This is a genomic window from Micromonospora sp. WMMD812 (assembly GCF_027497215.1).
Taxonomy (GTDB): Bacteria; Actinomycetota; Actinomycetes; order Mycobacteriales; family Micromonosporaceae; genus Micromonospora.
On sequence record NZ_CP114904.1, the window covers coordinates 5,604,190 to 5,620,898 of the forward strand.

Sequence of the window (16,709 nt, forward strand, 5' to 3'; positions counted from 1 at the left end):
CCCCGCAGTCGCGAACTGAGACGTCGCGGTGACCCAACCCACCCTGTTCGGCGGTGCGGCCCCGGCACCCCGGGTGGCCGACGCCGGCCCCCGGTACACGCCGGTCGAGCTGGCCCGCCTGCTCCGGCTGCCGGCACCCACCCGGGAGCAGGCCGCGATCATCGCCGCGCCCGTGGAGCCGCTGCTGGTGGTCGCGGGCGCCGGCTCCGGCAAGACCGAGACGATGGCCGCGCGGGTGGTCTGGCTGGTGGCCAACTCGTACGTGCGCCCCGAGCACGTGCTGGGACTCACCTTCACCCGCAAGGCCGCCGGCGAGCTGGCGCACCGGGTGCGCACCCGGCTGGACCAGCTGATCCGCCGGCTCGGGCGGCGCGACCGGGATCCGCTGGACGACCCGCTCGCCGGCGAGCCGACGATCGCGACCTACCACTCGTACGCGGGGCGGATCGTCACCGAGCACGGGCTGCGCGCGGGCTACGAGCCCTCCACCCGGCTGCTCACCGAGGCGTCCCGCTGGCAGTTGGTCGACCTGCTGGTCCGCAACTACGACGGTGACATGTCCGACGTGGAGCGGATGCCGAGCACGATCACCGACGCGGTGCTGGCCCTCGCCGGCGAGCTGGACGAGCACCTGGTCGACCCGGACGACCTGGCGGCCTGGACCGGCCGGTTCTTCGCCGCGGTGCAGGCCCACCCGGGGCGGGTGTACGCCGACGTGCGGAAGGCGCTCGCCCTCCAGCAGACCCGGCTGCGACTGCTGCCGCTGGTGCGGGCGTACGCCCGGCGCAAGGAGGACTTCGAGGCGATGGACTTCGCCGACCAACTGGCCCGGGCGGCCCGGGTGGCCCGGGACCACCCGGGGGTCGGCGCGATCGAGCGGGACCGCTACCGGGTGGTGCTGCTCGACGAGTACCAGGACACCAGCCACGCCCAGGTGGTGCTGCTCACCGCGCTCTTCGGCAACGGGCACCCGGTGACCGCGGTGGGCGACCCGTGCCAGTCCATCTACGGGTGGCGCGGCGCGTCGGCCGGCACGCTGGACCGGTTCCCCACCGAGTTCGCCCGCCCCGACGGGACGCCGGCGCCCGCGCTCGGCCTCACCACCAGCTGGCGCAACCGTCCGGAGATCCTCCGGGTGGCGAACGCGCTCGCCACCCCGTTGCGCGCCGCCGGGGCGCGGGTGCCCGAGCTGCGCGCCGCGCTCAGCGTCCGCGATCCGATCCCGCACCGCAGCCCCGGCGGCGCGGCCGGCGGGACCGTACACTGCGCGCTGCTCGAGACGTACGCCGACGAGGCGTCCTGGATCGCCGACAGCGTGCTCGCCGCCTGGCGGGGTGCCGCCCGGATGCCGGACGCGCTGCCCGAGCACATCCCGGTGGCGCAGCGGCCGACCACCGCGGTGCTGGTCCGGGTACGCAGCCAGATCCCCGCGATCGAGTCGGCGCTGCGCGAGCGCGGCCTGCCCGTCGACGTGGTCGGGCTCGGCGGCCTGCTGGACACCCCGGAGGTGCGCGACGTCGTCTGCACCCTGCGCGTGCTGGCCGATCCGACCGACGGCGCGGCGCTGCTGCGGCTGCTCACCGGGGCGCGCTGGCGGATCGGGCCGCGCGACCTGGTGGCGCTGCACCGCAGGGCCCGGGCGATCGCCAGCGGCCGGCGGCAACTCGCCGGCGACGGCACCCCGGAGATCGTCCCGGACCAGCTCGACGAGGCGACCCTGGTCGAGGCGCTGGCCGACCTCGGCCCGGCGCAGGCGTACTCGGCCGAGGGGTATCTCCGGCTGCGCGCGTACGGCCGGGAGCTGGCCCTGCTCCGCTACCGGCTGGACCAGTCCCTGCCGGACCTGATCGCGGACATCGAGCGGACCATCGGTCTGGACGTGGAGGTCGCGGTCCGAGCCGGCCGGGACGGCGCCGGCGACGCCGGCCTCGCCCGCGGCCACCTGGACGCGCTGGGCGACGTCGCCGCCCGGTTCACCGGCGAGACCCCGGGCGCCACGCTCTCGGCGTTCCTGGCCTTCCTCGCCGCCGCCGAGGACGAGGAGCGCGGCCTCACCCCGGGCGAGGTCGAGGTGGTCGAGGGCGCGGTGCAGATCCTGACCGCCCACGCGGCGAAGGGGCTGGAGTGGGACGTCGTGGCTGCCGCCGGTCTCGGCCGTGGCGTCTGGCCCGGCCCGGTCCGCAACTCTGACCACTGGCTGGGCGGGTTGGGGGTGCTGCCGTTCCCGCTGCGCGGCGACGCCGACGGGCTGCCCCGGTTCGACCTGGCCGAGGTGGCCGACCAGCGCGGGGTGGCCCGGGCGCTGGCCGACTTCACCGACGACTGGCGGGCGCACGACGAGCGGGAGGAGCGGCGGCTGGCGTACGTCGCGGTGACCCGGCCCCGCCGCCTGCTGCTCTGCTCCGGCTACTGGTGGGGGGAGGGGACCAAGCGTCCCCGCGGCCCGTCGGTCTTCCTCCGGGAGGTGTACGACGCGTGCCTGGACGGCGGGCCCGGGCACCTCGTCGACGCCTGGGCGCCCGAGCCGGCGCCGGACGCGGTGAACCCGACCACCGAGGTGGTGCTCCGGGCGGAGTGGCCGGCGGATCCGCTCGGGGCGCGCCGTCCGGCGTTGGCCGAGGCCGCCGCGATGGTCCGTCGCTGCCTGACCGACGGCCCGGAACCGGCCGACGCCGAGCCGAACGACGCCGTGGCGGCCGACGCCACAGGGACCGACGCCGTGCCGGCCGACGCCACACCGGTCGACGCCGCGGGCGACGAGCCGGGCTCGGCCGGCGCCGTGGACGAGGGCGGGCCCGACCCGGTGGCGGACGATCCGGAGGTGGCGCGCTGGCGGCGGGAGGCCGACCTGCTGCTCGCGGAGCGGGCCGAGCTGACCCGGGCGTCCGGCACGGTCGAGGTGGCGCTCCCCGGGCACCTGACCGTCACCCAGCTCGTCTCGCTGCGCCGTGACCCGGCGGCGCTGGCCCGCGTACTGCGCCGTCCGATGCCCAGCGAACCCAGTCCGCACGCCCGGCGCGGCACCGCCTTCCACACCTGGCTGGAACAGCGGTTCGGGGCGGACCGGCTGCTCGACCTGGACGAGCTGCCCGGCGCGGCCGACGCGGACGCCGCGCCCGACGAGACGCTCGCCGAGCTCCAGGAGCGCTTCCTGGCCAGCGAGTGGGCCGACCGGGTGCCGGTGGAGGTGGAGGTGCCGTTCGCCACGGTGATCGCCGGGGTGGTGGTCCGTGGCCGGATGGACGCCGTCTTCGCCCGGCCGGGTGGACGGTTCGACGTGGTCGACTGGAAGACCGGCGGGCAGCCCACCGGGGCCGCGGCGGAGGCGGCCGCGGTGCAGCTGGCGGTCTACCGGCTGGCCTGGGCGGAGCTGGCCGGGGTGCCGGTCGAGCGGGTGGGCGCGGCGTTCCACTACGTCCGTCACGGCGTCACCGTCCGTCCGGCGGACCTGCTCGACGTGGCGGGGCTCACCGCGCTGGTCGCCGCCGTGCCGGAAAGCGGGCGGGACGGCGTCCGTCCGTGATATGTTGATCCTGTTGCAGTTTTGGTTCCCAGAGACTCTGTGTGCGCCTGGCGGATTGTGGCCCCAGGCGCTCTTTGTTGTGTCCGGAGTTCTCCGGGCGGGGCGACCAGAAGCGACAGGCGAGTCGCGCGTTCAGCGCGGCGCGCTCATCTTCGGGCCCGCAACAGGTGCGGGTCCGGCGTTCCGTCAAGGAGACGAGACACATGGCAATTGGCACCGTCAAGTGGTTCAACGCTGACAAGGGCTTCGGCTTCATCACCCCGGACGGCGGCGGCGCCGACGTCTTCGCCCACTTCTCGGCGATCCAGACCTCCGGCTACCGGAGCCTGGACGAGAACCAGCGGGTCGAGTTCGAGGTGACCCAGGGCCAGAAGGGCCCGCAGGCGGAGAACATCCGTCCGCTCTGATTCTCAGTAACACCCGCACCATCCACCGCGCCCGTCCGGGCCTGGTGACGGTGGCCGGCCCGCCGCAGCACGCGGCGGGCCGGTCCCCGTACCCCCTTCGGTTCGTGCTTGTGACCACCCGCGGCTGTGCCGCGCCGGTGGCAGCGCCGTTCGGCGCCTTCCTCGACACGTGCCGCCTCGAGGAAGGTCCGTCGTGACCACTGTTCTTCCGTCGTTCGCTGATACCGGCCTGGCGCCGGCCCTGCTCGCCGCGCTGTCGGCGCAGGGCATCACCGAACCGTTCCCGATCCAGTCCGCCACCCTGCCCGACTCGCTCGCCGGCCGGGACGTGCTGGGCCGGGGCCGCACCGGCTCCGGCAAGACCCTCGCCTTCGGGCTTCCGCTGCTCTCCCGCACCGCCGGCCGCCGGGCCCGCCCGGGCCGTCCCCTGGCGCTGGTCCTGGTGCCGACCCGGGAGCTGGCCCAGCAGGTCACCACCGCGCTGGCCCCGTACGCCCGCGCTGTCGGGCTGCGCTGCGCCACCGTCGTGGGCGGGCTGTCGTTGCAGCGCCAGGCGGACGCCCTGCGCGCCGGCGCCGAGGTGGTCGTGGCCACCCCCGGCCGGCTGCACGACCTGATCAACCGCGGTGACGCCCGGCTCGACCAGGTCGAGATCACCGTCCTGGACGAGGCCGACCAGATGGCCGACATGGGCTTCCTGCCGCAGGTCACCAAGCTGCTGGAGCAGGTCGCGCCGCAGGGGCAGCGGATGCTCTTCTCGGCCACTCTGGACGGCGGCGTGGACCGGTTGGTCCGCCGCTTCCTGAGCAGCCCGGTCACCCACTCGGTCGACCCGGGCACCGCCACGGTCTCCGCGATGACCCACCACGTGCTGCACGTCGAGGCGGCGGACAAGCCGGCCGCACTGACCCGGATCGCTGCCCGCGAGGGCCGCACCATCCTCTTCATGGGCACCAAGCACCGCGCCGACCGGCTCGCTCGCCAGCTGCTCGCCAAGGGGGTACGCGCGGCCGCGCTGCACGGCGGCAAGTCGCAGCCGCAGCGCACCCGGATCCTGGAGCAGTTCCGCACCGGCCAGGTGACCGCCCTCGTCGCCACGGACGTGGCGGCCCGGGGCATCCACGTGGACGGCCTGGACCTGGTGGTCAACGTGGACCCGCCGACCGAGGCGAAGGACTACCTGCACCGGGGTGGCCGCACGGCCCGGGCGGGGGAGTCCGGCACGGTGGTGACCCTGGTCCTGCCGGAGCAGCGCCGCGACGTGTCCCGGCTGATGGCCACGGCCGGCATCCGCCCGGAGTCCGTCCAGGTGCGCTCCGACGACGCCGCACTGGTGCGGGTGACCGGCGCGCGGGAGCCCTCCGGTGTGCCGGTGACCATCGCCCCGCCGCCGGCGCCTGCGGCGAAGCGCGCCCCGGGCGGTCGGGGTGCGACCGCCGCGACCGCCGACGGCACCTCGACCGCGGGTCGTCCGGCGCATCGGGCCTCGGGCCGGTCCCGCCGGCCCCGCCGACCGCGCTCGGCCTGACGCCCCGTTTCGCCCGAGCGCCGTCCCACGTCGGCACCTGAGTCGGTAATCAGCAGCTGCCGCGTCGGCTGGGCGACTGTCCGGGCGTACGACCTGGTCGAAGCTGCCCTCGGGGGATGACGCCGGGCGGGGGGCCCGGCGCGAGAGGGGTGACCATGGTGGGCGACGCGGGCTCCGGCGGCACCGTGCGGGAGCTGCTCCTGGTGGTCGCGGTCGCGGTCGCCGGGCTGTTGCTCGCCATGGTCGCGGCCTTCGCACCCTGGCCCGCCACGCCGGCCGGATCCGCTCCGGCCAGCCTGGTGGAGCTGCACGGTCCGGGTGACCCGGGCGACACCCCGGAGGTCACGCCGGCCGGCTGACCGGCTCGGGTGGACCCTCACCCGGCGCGATGGCGGCGGGTGGCCGGGGCCAGTGCACGGCGTGGTCGGGCCGGCGGGGCACCGGCCCGACCACGTCCCGCGGCGCGGCAGGTGCCGCGGGGCGCGTGCCCGGGCGTGGGCTGCGAGCGGGCGCCCTCGCGGGTGGCGGCCCCGGTGACGGTGGCTCCGCGAAGGTCGCCGGTGGCGGGGGTGCCGACGCGCTAGGGTCGATCCCGTGGCGGCGCGGAGATCGAGAATTCCAGCGACGAAGTATCCGGTCGAGCGGTTCACCCTCGACAACGGCCTGCGGGTGGTCCTCACCCCGGACCGCAGCGCCCCGGTCATCGGGGTCGCCGTGGTCTACGACGTCGGCATCCGGTCCGAGCCGGAGGGGCGCACCGGCTTCGCCCACCTCTTCGAGCACCTGATGTTCCAGGGGTCGGAGAACCTGGAGAAGCTGGCCCACTTCCGGCACGTGCAGGGCGCCGGTGGCACCTTCAACGGCTCCACCCACCTCGACTACACCGACTACTTCGAGACCCTGCCGAGCAACGCGCTGGAACGGGCGCTCTTCCTGGAGGCCGACCGGATGCGCGGCCCCCGGCTGACCGAGGAGAACCTGCGCAACCAGGTCGACGTGGTCAAGGAGGAGATCCGGGTCAACGTGCTCAACCGGCCGTACGGCGGGTTCCCCTGGCTGACCCTGCCGCCGGTCATGTTCGACACCTTCCCGAACGCGCACGACGGCTACGGCTCCTTCGACGACCTGGAGTCGGCGACCGTCGCCGACGCGGCCGACTTCTTCCGCCGCTACTACGCCAGCGGCAACGCGGTGCTGGCGGTGAGCGGCGACATCGACGTTGCCGAGGCGACCGAGCTGATCGGCCGGCACTTCGGGGACGTGCCGGCCCGCCCGGCGCCGGGGCGCCCCGACTTCACCGAGCCGGACCTCGCCGCCGAGCGGCGCACCTCGTACACCGACAAGCTGGCGCCGCTGCCGGCGGTGGCCAGCGCCTGGCGCGTCCCGGATCCGGTCACCGACTTCGCCGGCTACCTGCCGTACGTGGTGCTGGCCGAGGTGCTCACCGACGGCGACGCGTCCCGGCTGGTCGAACGGCTGGTGCAGCGCGACCGCACGGTGACCAGCCTGGGCGGTTACCTGGGCTTCATGGGTGACCCGTTCGACGTCCGCGACCCGACGGCGCTGCTGCTCCAGGCGCACCTGCCGCCGGGCGGCGACGTCGACAAGGTGCTGCGCACCGTCGACGAGGAGCTGGACCGGCTGGCCACCGACGGTCTGACCGAGGGCGAGCTGGCCCGCACCCAGGCCAGGATGGCCACCCACCTGCTGCGGGACACCGACGCGGTGCTCGGTCGGGCGCTGCGGATGGCGGTGCTGGAGCAGCAGCGGGGCGAACCGGGCCTGCTCAACGACCTGCCCCGGCTGGTCGGCGAGGTCACCGAGGAGCAGGTGTGCGCCGCCGCCGCCACCCTGCGGCCGGAGCGCCGCGCGTCCATCGAGGTCATCGCAGGCGGTGGCCGGTGAGCGCGAAAAGTGAGCCGGGTTTGCGAGCCCCGCAGTCGCGAACGAAGGAGTGCCAGTGACGGCAACCGTCCCGTCCGGGCCGCGGGCCCTCCCACCGCTCGGCCCGACCCGTCGGCTGAAGGTGTCGAAGGAGGCCGAGCGGACGTTGGCCAACGGCCTCACCGTGATCGCCGTACGCCGCCCGGCCGTGCCGCTGGTCGAGCTGCGGCTCTGGGTGCCGTTCGGGCGGACGAACCTGGCCCGCGGCGCGATGCTCTCGCAGACCCTGCTCTCCGGCACGCCCACGATGACCAGCGTGCAGATCGCCGCCGAGCTGCAGAAGGTCGGCGGCGGTCTCTCCGCCGGCGTCGACCCGGACCGGCTGATGCTCTCCGGCACCAGTCTGGTCACCGGGCTGGACCGGATGCTGGAGATCCTCGCCGAGGTGCTGACCGGGGCCACGTACCCGAACAACGAGGTCGCCACCGAGCGGGACCGGCTGGTCGACCGGATCCAGGTGGCGCAGAGCCAGCCGGCGCACCTGGCCCGGGTGGCCCTGTTGAAGCGGATCTACGGCCGGCACCCGTACGCGGTGCAGACCCCGGAACCGGACGAGGTCCGGGCGGTACGGCCCGCCGCGCTGCGCCACCTGCACGACGAGCGGGTGCACCCGGCCCGTTCGGTGCTCGTGCTGGTCGGCGACGTGCAGCCGGAGCGGGCGCTGGACGCGGCCGAGAAGGCCCTCGACGGCTGGACCGGCGGCGGCCGGATCGTCGAGTTGCCGCCGGCCCCGGCGCTGGAGCCCGGGCCGCTGCTGCTGGTCGACCGGCCGGGGTCGGTGCAGTCGTCGCTGCGGGTCGCGCTGCCCGCGGTGCCCCGCACCCACCCGGACCACGCACCGCTGCAACTCGCCAACCTGATCTTCGGTGGCTACTTCTCCTCCCGCTGGGTGGAGAACATCCGCGAGGACAAGGGCTACACGTACGGCCCGCACTCGCTGGTCGAGCACTCGGTGGCCGGGTCCGTGCTGGTCGCCGCCGCCGAGGTGGCCACCGAGGTGACCGGCCCGGCGCTGCTGGAGACGACGTACGAGCTGGGCCGGCTGGCCTCGCTGCCGCCGAAGGAGGAGGAGCTGGAGCAGGCTCGCCAGTACGCGCTCGGCACGCTTCAGCTCGGCATGTCCACCCAGGCCGGCCTGGCCGCGCTGACCAGCGCGTACGCCGGAAACGGGCTGCGGTTGGACTTCCTGGCCGAACACGCGGCCCGGCTGGCGAAGGCCACCGTGGCGGACGTCGCCGAAGCGGCCGCCCGCTACCTCGCCCCGGCGCGGTCGGCCGTCGTGGTGCTCGGCGACGCCGAACGGATCGCCCCGTCCCTGTCCGCGCTGACCCCGGTCGAGACCGCATGAGCGAGAGAGCCCTCGGGCGCGGTGCGGCGGGGTCGCGGGCCGGCGCCGACCGGCGGAAGGCGGCGACGTGAGCGGAGAGGCCGCGCCGCCGCTGGCCCGCTCCACCCTGGACCGGGCCGCGCACCACCGCACCGATCCGGCCTGGCTGGCCGAGGCGTGGCTGCGGGCCCGGGTGCTGGTGCTGGACTCCACCGCGGAGGGCAGCACCCTGGTCCGCACCGACGCTACCCCGCCGCCGCTGGTGCTGCTCGGCCCGGACGACCTGCCGGCGGGCAGCGAGGCGGGGGCCATGTTCCTCGGTCTCGAGCCGGACGGCGGGCCGGTCTTCGCGGTGGACGTCCCGCTTCCGGCGCTGCCCGGCACCCGGGCGGTCGGCCTGCGCGAGATCGGCCACCTGCTCAGCGACCGGGACGCCGGGCTGTTCACCACCGCGCTGGCGCTGCTCAACTGGCACGTGCGGCACGGCTACTCCGCGGCGACCGGCGCGCCGACCCAGATGGACGAGGCCGGCTGGTCCCGGATCGACCGCAACGGCGAACGGGTCTGGCCGCGTACCGACCCCGCGATGATCGTGCTGGTGCACGACGGCGTGGCCGGGCCGGACGGGCGCTGCCTGCTCGGCAACAACGCCGCCTGGCCGGGCATACCGGGCGAGCGCCGGTTCTCCTGCCTCGCCGGCTACGTGGAGCCGGGGGAGTCGGCGGAGGCCGCCGTCCTGCGCGAGGTCCACGAGGAGGTCGGCGTCGGGGTCGAGACGATCACGTACGTGGGGAGCCAGGCGTGGCCGTTCCCCGGCTCGCTGATGCTGGGCTTCCTCGCCACCGCCGACCCGGAGACCCCGGTGCGGCTCGATCCCGCCGAGATCGCGTACGCCCGATGGTTCTCGCGCCAGGAGATCGGCGCGGCGCTGGCCGGGCGGACGGTGGACGTCGGCGGCGGGGCCCGGCTGGTGCTCCCGCCGGCGTCGTCGATCGCGCTGTTCCTGATCCACCGCTGGTTGGACGGCTGGGTGGACACGCCGCGCTGAGCCGCCTGCCCGGGGTGCGCTCCCGGAAGGCCTCCGTCCCGCCCGTCGTCCGACCCCGGACACGGTCCCGGCCCGTGACCGTCGTTGCCGCGGCGGTCACAGGCCGGGAACACGGGCCGTCGTGGTCGGTGGGCGAGGAACGCGGCGGGGGAGCCGGTCCGGCCACGACGGACGTCTTCAGGTGGCGGCGCGTTTCGGTGGACGCCACCGGCCGTGTTCGAGCTCGCTCAGCGGCAGCACCTTGACCCGCTGCCGGCCGGCGCGTACGGCACCCACCGTGGACAGAGCGCGGGCCAGCAGGAGCGCAGCGTCCCGGTCCTCGGCGTGCACGATCTGCCGGCGCGGCTCCGGGGAGGTCGTCTCGTCGCGCAGCCGGTGACCGCCGGCCCAGGCCGCGGCGATGTCTCCGTCGGCGACGGCGCGGATGTCGGTGCGAACGATCAGGAACCGCATGTGGGTCTCCGGATGAGCCGCGACTGATGGCCGGTGTGGAAGTTCCACGTCACTCTGCCGCCATGTTACGCCGCGTATTCGTCTCAGCAACTGAAACGCGACTATCGGTGTGGAGCCTCGTCCGATCATCGGATACCTGGTCAGTGGCCTGCCGGAGGGTGACATGCGACGGGGCCGCCGGCATCGTGCCGACGGCCCCGCCCCGCTCGCCGGGTCAGTCCAGATCGAACTGTCCCTCCTTCGCCCCCGCGATGAAGCCCAGCCAGCCGGCACGGTTGAACAGCAGCACCGGGCCGCTCGGGTCCTTGCTGTCCCGCAGCGCGACCACCCCCGGCCGGGTGCCGAGCGGTGCCACCTCCACGCAGTTGGAGGTCTGGCTGCGGGTGCTCTTACGCCACGGGGCGTCCGCCAGGTGCCGGGCGGAGACGGACGGCGTGTTGCGGGTTTCGTTCATGGTTCTGCTCCATTCGAACCGCTGCGATGGGACGAGTGGTGCCGCACGCCCGACGGAGGGTCCCCCGTGGATCACCGTTCCGTCAGCCGCCCCGGACGCCGGCGGCGTTGAACCGGCGCCGTTGCCGGTCCGTACGCCACTGTGGACGGGGCTGCCGTCTCGGTCAGCCGTCCCGTCGCCTCGATCAGCCAGGAGAGGGTGTCCGAGGCGGGAAGCGCCGCCGTGCATAGCCACTCGAACACCACTTTATAGCGATTTAGTGTTTTTGCCTCGGTCGACATGACGTCGGTGAACCCCCCTTCGATGGCGACCGTCTCCGGATCGAGCGGGTCGGCGAACCGATAGAGGGAGAACGCCGTCGGCGGGAGATACCAGTCGCCGATCGGAGTGTCGCGAGGCAGCACGTGCAGGGTGACGTTGGGGAGCAGGGCCAGCTCGCAGAGCTGCACCAACTGCTCGTGGAGCACCTCGGGCGGGCCGGCCCGGCTGCCGAGCGCCGCCTCCTCCAGCACCGCGGTGTAGCGGGGCGCGTCGGGCTCCCGGGTGAGCAGCGTCTGCCGGGCGAGCCGGGCCTGCACCTCGGTCTCCGGCTCCTCGGTGGGCTCCGGGTCGCCGGCCCGCTCGCCGACCTGACGCGCCGAGACGATCCGCACCCGGGCGTAGCCGGGGGTCTGCAACAGCCCCGGCACCAGCACCGGGTTGTACTCGGAGATCTCCGCGCAGCCCGCCTCCAGCTCGGCCCACCCGCGCTGCTGCTGGGTCATCACTGGAAAGTTCCTCAGCCAGCCGCGCATGTCACCGGCCTCCTCGGTGATGCCGAGGAGTTCGGCGCGCAGTGCCTCGTCGGCGCCGTAGAGGTCGAGCAGGTCCCGGACGTCCTGGGGGTCGGGCCGGCTGCGGCCATTCTCCAGTCGGGACAATTTGGACGCGGAGGCCCAACCGATCCGCTCGATGACCTGGTCCCCGGTGAGGCCCGCGGCCTCGCGCAGCCGGCGCAGCTCGGTGCCCAGCCTGCGGCGACGCAGGATCGGGCTGGGTGAGGCAGGAGGCACGGCGTCCTCTTTCCCGTCGACCGCCGCGGACGCGACGGTAACTGTATGAAATTCGCCCCCCACCGTCAGTATGGACGGCGCGACCGGCGTCGAAGGTTTCGGCGGGGGCGTGTCTTGCAGAAAAGAGGACCGTGGAAGCGTGCGGCGCCGCCCGACGGCAGGCCGCACGGGCCGCGCGGCCCCCGACCGCGTCCACCCCGGGCGCGCCACCGCCAGCCGGAGGATCCATGCGCACCGTCCTGCGCCGTCCCGACTTCCGCCTGCTCTTCGGCGGGCTGCTGGCCAGCATGACGGCGGAGTCGATCCTGCTGCTGGCGCTCGCCGTCTGGGTGAAGGACCTGACCGGGTCGAACGGACTGGCCGGCGGCACCATTTTCGCGATCATCGCGCCGATGACGCTGGCGCCGCTGGTCGGCTGGTTCGTCGACCGCTACCCGCGTCGACCGTTCTTCGTGGTGGCGAACCTGGCGACCGCGGCGCTGCTCACGCCGCTGATCGCGGTCCGGGACCGGAACGACGTGTGGATCATCTACCTGGTGGCCGCCCTGTACGGGCTCTCGTACCTCACCCTCAGCGCCGCGCTCAGCGGACTGATCCGTCAACTGGTGCCGGTCGAGTTGCTGGCCGAGGCGAACGGGGTGCTGCAGACCGTACGGCAGGGGTTGCGGCTGATCGGCCCACTGGCCGGCGCCGGGCTCTACGCCGCGATCGGTGGCGGGGCGCTGGCCGTGATCGGCATGGCCGGGTTCCTGGTCGCGGCGGCCGTGGTGGCCGCGCTGCGGACGGCGGAACCGTCGCCGCCCGGGGCAGGCCCGCGCTGGCCCGCGGAGCTGGGTGCCGGCCTGCGGCATCTGGCCGGCGAGCGCGCGCTGCGCCGGGCGTTGCTCGGCTACGGGCTCGGCTCGCTGGTGATGGGCTTCACCGAGTCACTGATCTTCGCGTACGTCGACCACGGGCTGCGCCGGGACGCCGCGTTCGTCGGCGTGCTGGTCACCGTGCAGGGCATCGGCGGGTTGGTCGGCGGGCTCTGCTCACCCGGCGTGGTGCGCCGGCTCGGCGAGGTGGGGACTCTCGCCGCCGGCATAGCCTTCTTCGGGCCGGCCGCGCTGGCGCTGGCGTACCCCGATCTCCGGCTGGGCGTCGCGGCGTTGCTGCTGGCCGGGGTCTCGCTACCGCTGACCATGGTCGGGCTGAACACGCTCATCCAGCGGCGTACCCCGCCCCGCCTGCTCGGGCGGGTCACCGCCGCCGCGGAGGCGGTGGTCAGCGGCCCGCAGGCGGTCTCGATCGGCACCGGCGCGCTGCTGGTCGGCATCCTCGACTACCGGCTGCTGTTCGTGCTGACCGGTCTGGTCACCCTCCTCGCCGGCGGTTACCTGTGGCACGCCCGGCACCTCACCCCGCCGGGCCGCCCCGCCACCCCGGGCGTCCCGCGCCCCCGTCGCCCCGTCGATCATGAAGTTGTCGGCACGACACGCCGTCGGCGGGGGCGATGACTCGCCCGGGTACGACGAAGGGTGGCCGTCCGCGGGGACGGCCACCCGGTCGGTGCTGCGCAGGTCAGGCGGCGATGCCGGCGAGGTGCTGCTTGACCTGGGTGATCGAGGGGTTGGTGAGCGCGCTGCCGTCCTCGAAGCGCAGCGTCGGCACCGTCTGGTTTCCGCCGTTGACGCTCATCACGAACTCGGCGGCCTCCGGGTTCTGCTCGATGTCGACCACCTCGTAGCCGATGCCCTCCCGGTCGAGCTGCGACTTCAGCCGGTGGCAGTAGCCGCACCACGAGGTCGAATACATCGTCAGCATGGTCAGATCCTCCAACTGCTCCACCCGGCGGCTTGCCGATCAAGCCGAGGCTAACCGCTGCAACGTCCGGGGTGGCTGCGAGAATTCCTGGCTGTGGTGGTTCACTCAGCGTCCGAGCGGGTGCTCGCCGGGCTCGACCCCGAGCAACGCAGCGCGGTGACTGCGCCCGCCGGCCCGGTCTGCGTCCTGGCCGGCGCCGGCACCGGCAAGACGCGGGCCATCACCTCCCGCATCGCCCACCGCGTCCTCGGCGGGGAGGTCTCCGCCCGGCATGTGCTCGCGGTCACGTTCACCGCCCGGGCCGCCGCCGAGATGCGAAGCCGGCTCACCGTCCTCGGAGTGCCCGGTGTGCAGGCCCGCACCTTCCACGCGGCGGCGCTGCGCCAGGTGCGCTACTTCGCGCCCCGGCTGCTCGACGGCCGGGCCATGCCCGAGCTGCTCGACAGCAAGGTGCGGCTGGTGACGCTCGCCGCCGCCCGGGTCGGCCTGCGCACCGACCGGGCCGCCGCGCGGGACCTGGCCGGCGAGATCGAGTGGGCCAAGTCGTCGCTGGTCGAGCCAGGGGAGTACGTGGTGGCGGCGGCCAAGGCGCTGCGCGACACCCCGCACGAGCCGGCGAAGGTGGCCGAGGTCTTCGCGGCGTACGAGAAGATCAAGCGCGGCAACGGTGTGATCGACTTCGAGGACATGCTGCGTGCCGCGGTGTGGGGGATCGAGGAGCACGCCGACGTCGCCGAGCAGGTGCGCGCGCAGTACCGGCACTTCGTGGTCGACGAGTACCAGGACGTCAACCCGCTTCAGCAGCGGCTGCTGGAGGCGTGGCTCGGCGGCCGGGACGACCTGACCGTGGTCGGCGACGCCAGCCAGACGATCTACTCCTTCACCGGTGCCACCTCGTCGTACCTGGTCGACTTCCCGCGCCGGCACCGCGACGCGGTGGTGGTCCGGCTGGTCCGCGACTACCGGTCCACCCCGCAGGTCGTCGGGCTGGCCAATTCGGTGATCTCGCGGGCGCGGGGCACCGAGGCGCGGCTGCGGCTGGAGCTGCGCGGGCAGCGCCCGCCCGGCCCCGAGCCGGAGCTGCGGATCTTCACCGACGAGCCGGCCGAGGCGAACGCGGTGGCCGCGCGGGCGCGGGCGCTCGTCGACGCCGGCACCCCGGCCCGGGAGATCGCCGTGCTGTTCCGCACCAACGCCCAGTCCGAGGCGTACGAGAAGGCGCTGACCGAGGCCGAGGTGCCGTACGTGGTGCAGGGCGCGGAGCGGTTCTTCGAGCGGGCCGAGGTGCGCCAGGCGATGGTCGCGCTGCGCGCCGCCACCCGCTCGATCCCGGGGGAGACGCCGCTGCCGGCCGCCGTGGTCGAGGCGCTCGCGGCGGTCGGCTGGGCGCCGGACGCGCCGCCCGCCGGTGGCGCCGCGCGGGAACGCTGGGAGGCGCTCGCCGCGCTGGTGCAGCTCGCCGAGGAGTACGCGGCCACGCCCGAGGTGCTGCCGATCGGTGCGGCGGCGTCGGTGGAGCGCCCGGTGACCCTGGCCGGCTTCACCGACGAACTGCACCGCCGGGCCGCCCAGCAGCACGTGCCGACGGTGGAGGGGGTGACCCTGGCCTCGCTGCACTCGGCGAAGGGCCTGGAGTGGGATGCCGTCTTCCTGGTCGGGCTCTCCGAGGGCACCCTCCCCACCACGTACGCGAAGACCGTCGAGCAGGTCGAGGAGGAGCGCCGGCTGCTCTACGTCGGGGTCACCCGGGCCCGGGAGTGGCTGTGGCTGTCGTACGCCGCGGCGCGCTCGCCGGGCGGCCGCGCCCGGCGGCCGTCCCGGTTCCTGCCCCAGCTCGACCGGTCCGGCGGCGCCGAACGGGCTCGCGGCACGGGCTCCGCCGCCCGGCCGGAGCGCCGCCGCACGCAGATCGTCTCCTGCCGGATCTGCGGCGCGACGCTGCTCGCCGGCCCGGACCGCAAGCTCGGGCGCTGCGCGACCTGTCCGTCCGACATCGACGAGGAGCTCCACGAGCGGTTGCGCGACTGGCGCCAGCGGGTGGCCGGCGCGCAGAAGGTCCCCGCCTACGTCGTCTTCACCGACGCCACGCTGACCGCGCTCGCCGAGCGGCGGCCCGGGCGTGCGGAGGAGCTGATCGCCATCGCCGGCATCGGGCCACGCAAACTCGGCCTTTACGGCGAGTCTGTACTCGCCCTGGTAGCGGGCGCGACGGTCGACGACGCCTGCCCGGAGAAAACTTTCGAAATCTCGTCGTAAATTCGTTTGCCCTCGCCCCCGGGCGAGGAATAACCTCAGGACACACCTCGCGAGCGGCGTCATTCGCGCTGCTCAACGGGGTCAGGTCCAGTCGATTCGAGGAACGTGAGGGAGGTGGCACCAATGGAGATCTTCACCTATGAGCGTCCGGCGGCGCTGTCTGCCGTCTGCGCTCCGCTGTCGGCTGTCCGGGTGGCCCTTGCCGCCCCACGACCGTCGGTTCCGCAGGTGCACCAGGTCCAGGTTCAGGCCGAGCTGACCCTGACCGTCGCGCCGAACGGTGTCGATGGGACCAGTGGCTTCACGGGCATGGGCATCGGTGTCGCCAAGAAGCGCACGGATGTCCGCGGTGTTCCACCTCGAGGTAGACCGGTCTGATTCAGACCACCGGCTCACCTCGAGGCCGCGGAACCCGCACACCGGGATCCGCGGCCTCAGTTTTTTACCCCGCCGAAGTTGTCGGAAGTAGCGATCCACGAGATCGAAGTGAGAGAGAGGTGACCGGGTGATGAGTCTGGCGTTGGCCCCACTCGACGTGAGCGTTGAGCTGGAGGCGAACCTGCCCTGCCGGAAGTTCGACCCCGACCTGTGGTTCTCCGACTCGCCCGCCGAGCTCGAGCTGGCCAAGTCGCTCTGCGGGGACTGCCCGCTGCGCGTCGAGTGCCTCGCCGGTGCGGTGGAGCGGGCCGAGCCCTGGGGCGTCTGGGGTGGCGAGATCTTCGAGCGTGGCGCGGTCGTTCCGCGCAAGCGGCCCCGTGGCCGTCCGCGCAAGGAGGACGTCGCCCGCGACGCCGCTCTCCGGGTCGAGGCCGAGGCGCGACTGGCGGCCAGTGGGCTGTCCCAGGGGCGTAACGCGGTCCGGTTGGCGGCCTGACATGAACCCGATCCGTCCCACCTACGCCGGTGTCACGCCG

The 16,709-nt window shown here is 74.2% G+C and carries 15 protein-coding genes; 11 read left to right on the forward strand and 4 right to left on the reverse strand.

Annotation, left to right across the window (positions count from 1 at the left end):
• The first annotated feature begins 28 nt into the window (after nt 1–28).
• The 7 genes from O7603_RS25970 (at nt 29) to nudC (ending at nt 9,777) form a co-directional block, all read left to right on the forward strand.
• Nucleotides 29–3,523, forward strand: coding sequence for a UvrD-helicase domain-containing protein (locus tag O7603_RS25970; protein WP_281572366.1), 3,495 nt, complete (start codon nt 29–31; stop codon nt 3,521–3,523).
• 203 nt (nt 3,524–3,726) lie between these two features.
• Nucleotides 3,727–3,930, forward strand: coding sequence for a cold-shock protein (locus tag O7603_RS25975; RefSeq protein ID WP_067374184.1), 204 nt, complete (start codon nt 3,727–3,729; stop codon nt 3,928–3,930).
• Between the two features lie 193 nt (nt 3,931–4,123).
• Nucleotides 4,124–5,458, forward strand: coding sequence for a DEAD/DEAH box helicase (locus O7603_RS25980; RefSeq protein WP_281572367.1), 1,335 nt, complete (start codon nt 4,124–4,126; stop codon nt 5,456–5,458).
• Between the two features lie 155 nt (nt 5,459–5,613).
• Complete coding sequence (locus O7603_RS25985; RefSeq protein ID WP_281572368.1) at nt 5,614–5,817, forward strand: hypothetical protein; 204 nt, start codon at nt 5,614–5,616, stop codon at nt 5,815–5,817.
• Between the two features lie 235 nt (nt 5,818–6,052).
• Nucleotides 6,053–7,363: a pitrilysin family protein gene (locus tag O7603_RS25990; protein WP_281572369.1), complete on the forward strand. Its 1,311-nt coding sequence runs from the start codon at nt 6,053–6,055 to the stop codon at nt 7,361–7,363.
• Between the two features lie 55 nt (nt 7,364–7,418).
• Nucleotides 7,419–8,750, forward strand: coding sequence for a pitrilysin family protein (locus O7603_RS25995; protein ID WP_281572370.1), 1,332 nt, complete (start codon nt 7,419–7,421; stop codon nt 8,748–8,750).
• A gap of 67 nt (nt 8,751–8,817) precedes the next feature.
• A complete protein-coding gene (gene nudC, locus O7603_RS26000) occupies nt 8,818–9,777 on the forward strand; it encodes an NAD(+) diphosphatase (RefSeq protein WP_281572371.1) in 960 nt (319 codons plus the stop codon).
• A 177-nt stretch (nt 9,778–9,954) separates the two neighbouring features.
• Here the strand turns inward: nudC and O7603_RS26005 are convergent, their stop codons facing one another.
• The 3 genes from O7603_RS26005 to O7603_RS26015 all read right to left on the reverse strand — a co-directional run bounded on the left by O7603_RS26005 (nt 9,955) and on the right by O7603_RS26015 (nt 11,736).
• Nucleotides 9,955–10,230, reverse strand: a complete 276-nt coding sequence (locus O7603_RS26005) for a hypothetical protein (RefSeq protein ID WP_281572372.1) — start codon at nt 10,228–10,230, stop codon at nt 9,955–9,957.
• A 214-nt stretch (nt 10,231–10,444) separates the two neighbouring features.
• Nucleotides 10,445–10,684 carry a DUF397 domain-containing protein gene (locus tag O7603_RS26010; protein ID WP_281572373.1) on the reverse strand — a complete coding sequence of 80 codons (240 nt, stop codon included), beginning with the start codon at nt 10,682–10,684 and terminating at the stop codon, nt 10,445–10,447.
• Between the two features lie 71 nt (nt 10,685–10,755).
• Complete coding sequence (locus O7603_RS26015) at nt 10,756–11,736, reverse strand: helix-turn-helix transcriptional regulator (protein ID WP_281572374.1); 981 nt, start codon at nt 11,734–11,736, stop codon at nt 10,756–10,758.
• Between the two features lie 227 nt (nt 11,737–11,963).
• On the opposite strand from O7603_RS26015, the gene O7603_RS26020 reads away from it, so the two are divergent.
• The gene (locus O7603_RS26020) at nt 11,964–13,232 is read left to right on the forward strand and encodes an MFS transporter (RefSeq protein WP_348651036.1); all 1,269 of its coding nucleotides are present in this window, start codon (nt 11,964–11,966) and stop codon (nt 13,230–13,232) included.
• Between the two features lie 64 nt (nt 13,233–13,296).
• Here the strand turns inward: O7603_RS26020 and O7603_RS26025 are convergent, their stop codons facing one another.
• The gene (locus tag O7603_RS26025) at nt 13,297–13,539 is read right to left on the reverse strand and encodes a mycoredoxin (protein ID WP_281572376.1); all 243 of its coding nucleotides are present in this window, start codon (nt 13,537–13,539) and stop codon (nt 13,297–13,299) included.
• A 93-nt stretch (nt 13,540–13,632) separates the two neighbouring features.
• Here O7603_RS26025 and O7603_RS26030 point away from each other — a divergent pair, with 93 nt between their 5' ends.
• The 3 genes from O7603_RS26030 to O7603_RS26040 all read left to right on the forward strand — a co-directional run bounded on the left by O7603_RS26030 (nt 13,633) and on the right by O7603_RS26040 (nt 16,669).
• Nucleotides 13,633–15,795, forward strand: coding sequence for an ATP-dependent DNA helicase UvrD2 (locus O7603_RS26030; protein WP_281572377.1), 2,163 nt, complete (start codon nt 13,633–13,635; stop codon nt 15,793–15,795).
• A 123-nt stretch (nt 15,796–15,918) separates the two neighbouring features.
• Nucleotides 15,919–16,173 carry a hypothetical protein gene (locus O7603_RS26035; RefSeq protein ID WP_281572378.1) on the forward strand — a complete coding sequence of 85 codons (255 nt, stop codon included), beginning with the start codon at nt 15,919–15,921 and terminating at the stop codon, nt 16,171–16,173.
• A 130-nt stretch (nt 16,174–16,303) separates the two neighbouring features.
• Nucleotides 16,304–16,669, forward strand: coding sequence for a WhiB family transcriptional regulator (locus O7603_RS26040; protein ID WP_281572379.1), 366 nt, complete (start codon nt 16,304–16,306; stop codon nt 16,667–16,669).
• Nucleotides 16,670–16,709 lie beyond the last annotated feature (40 nt).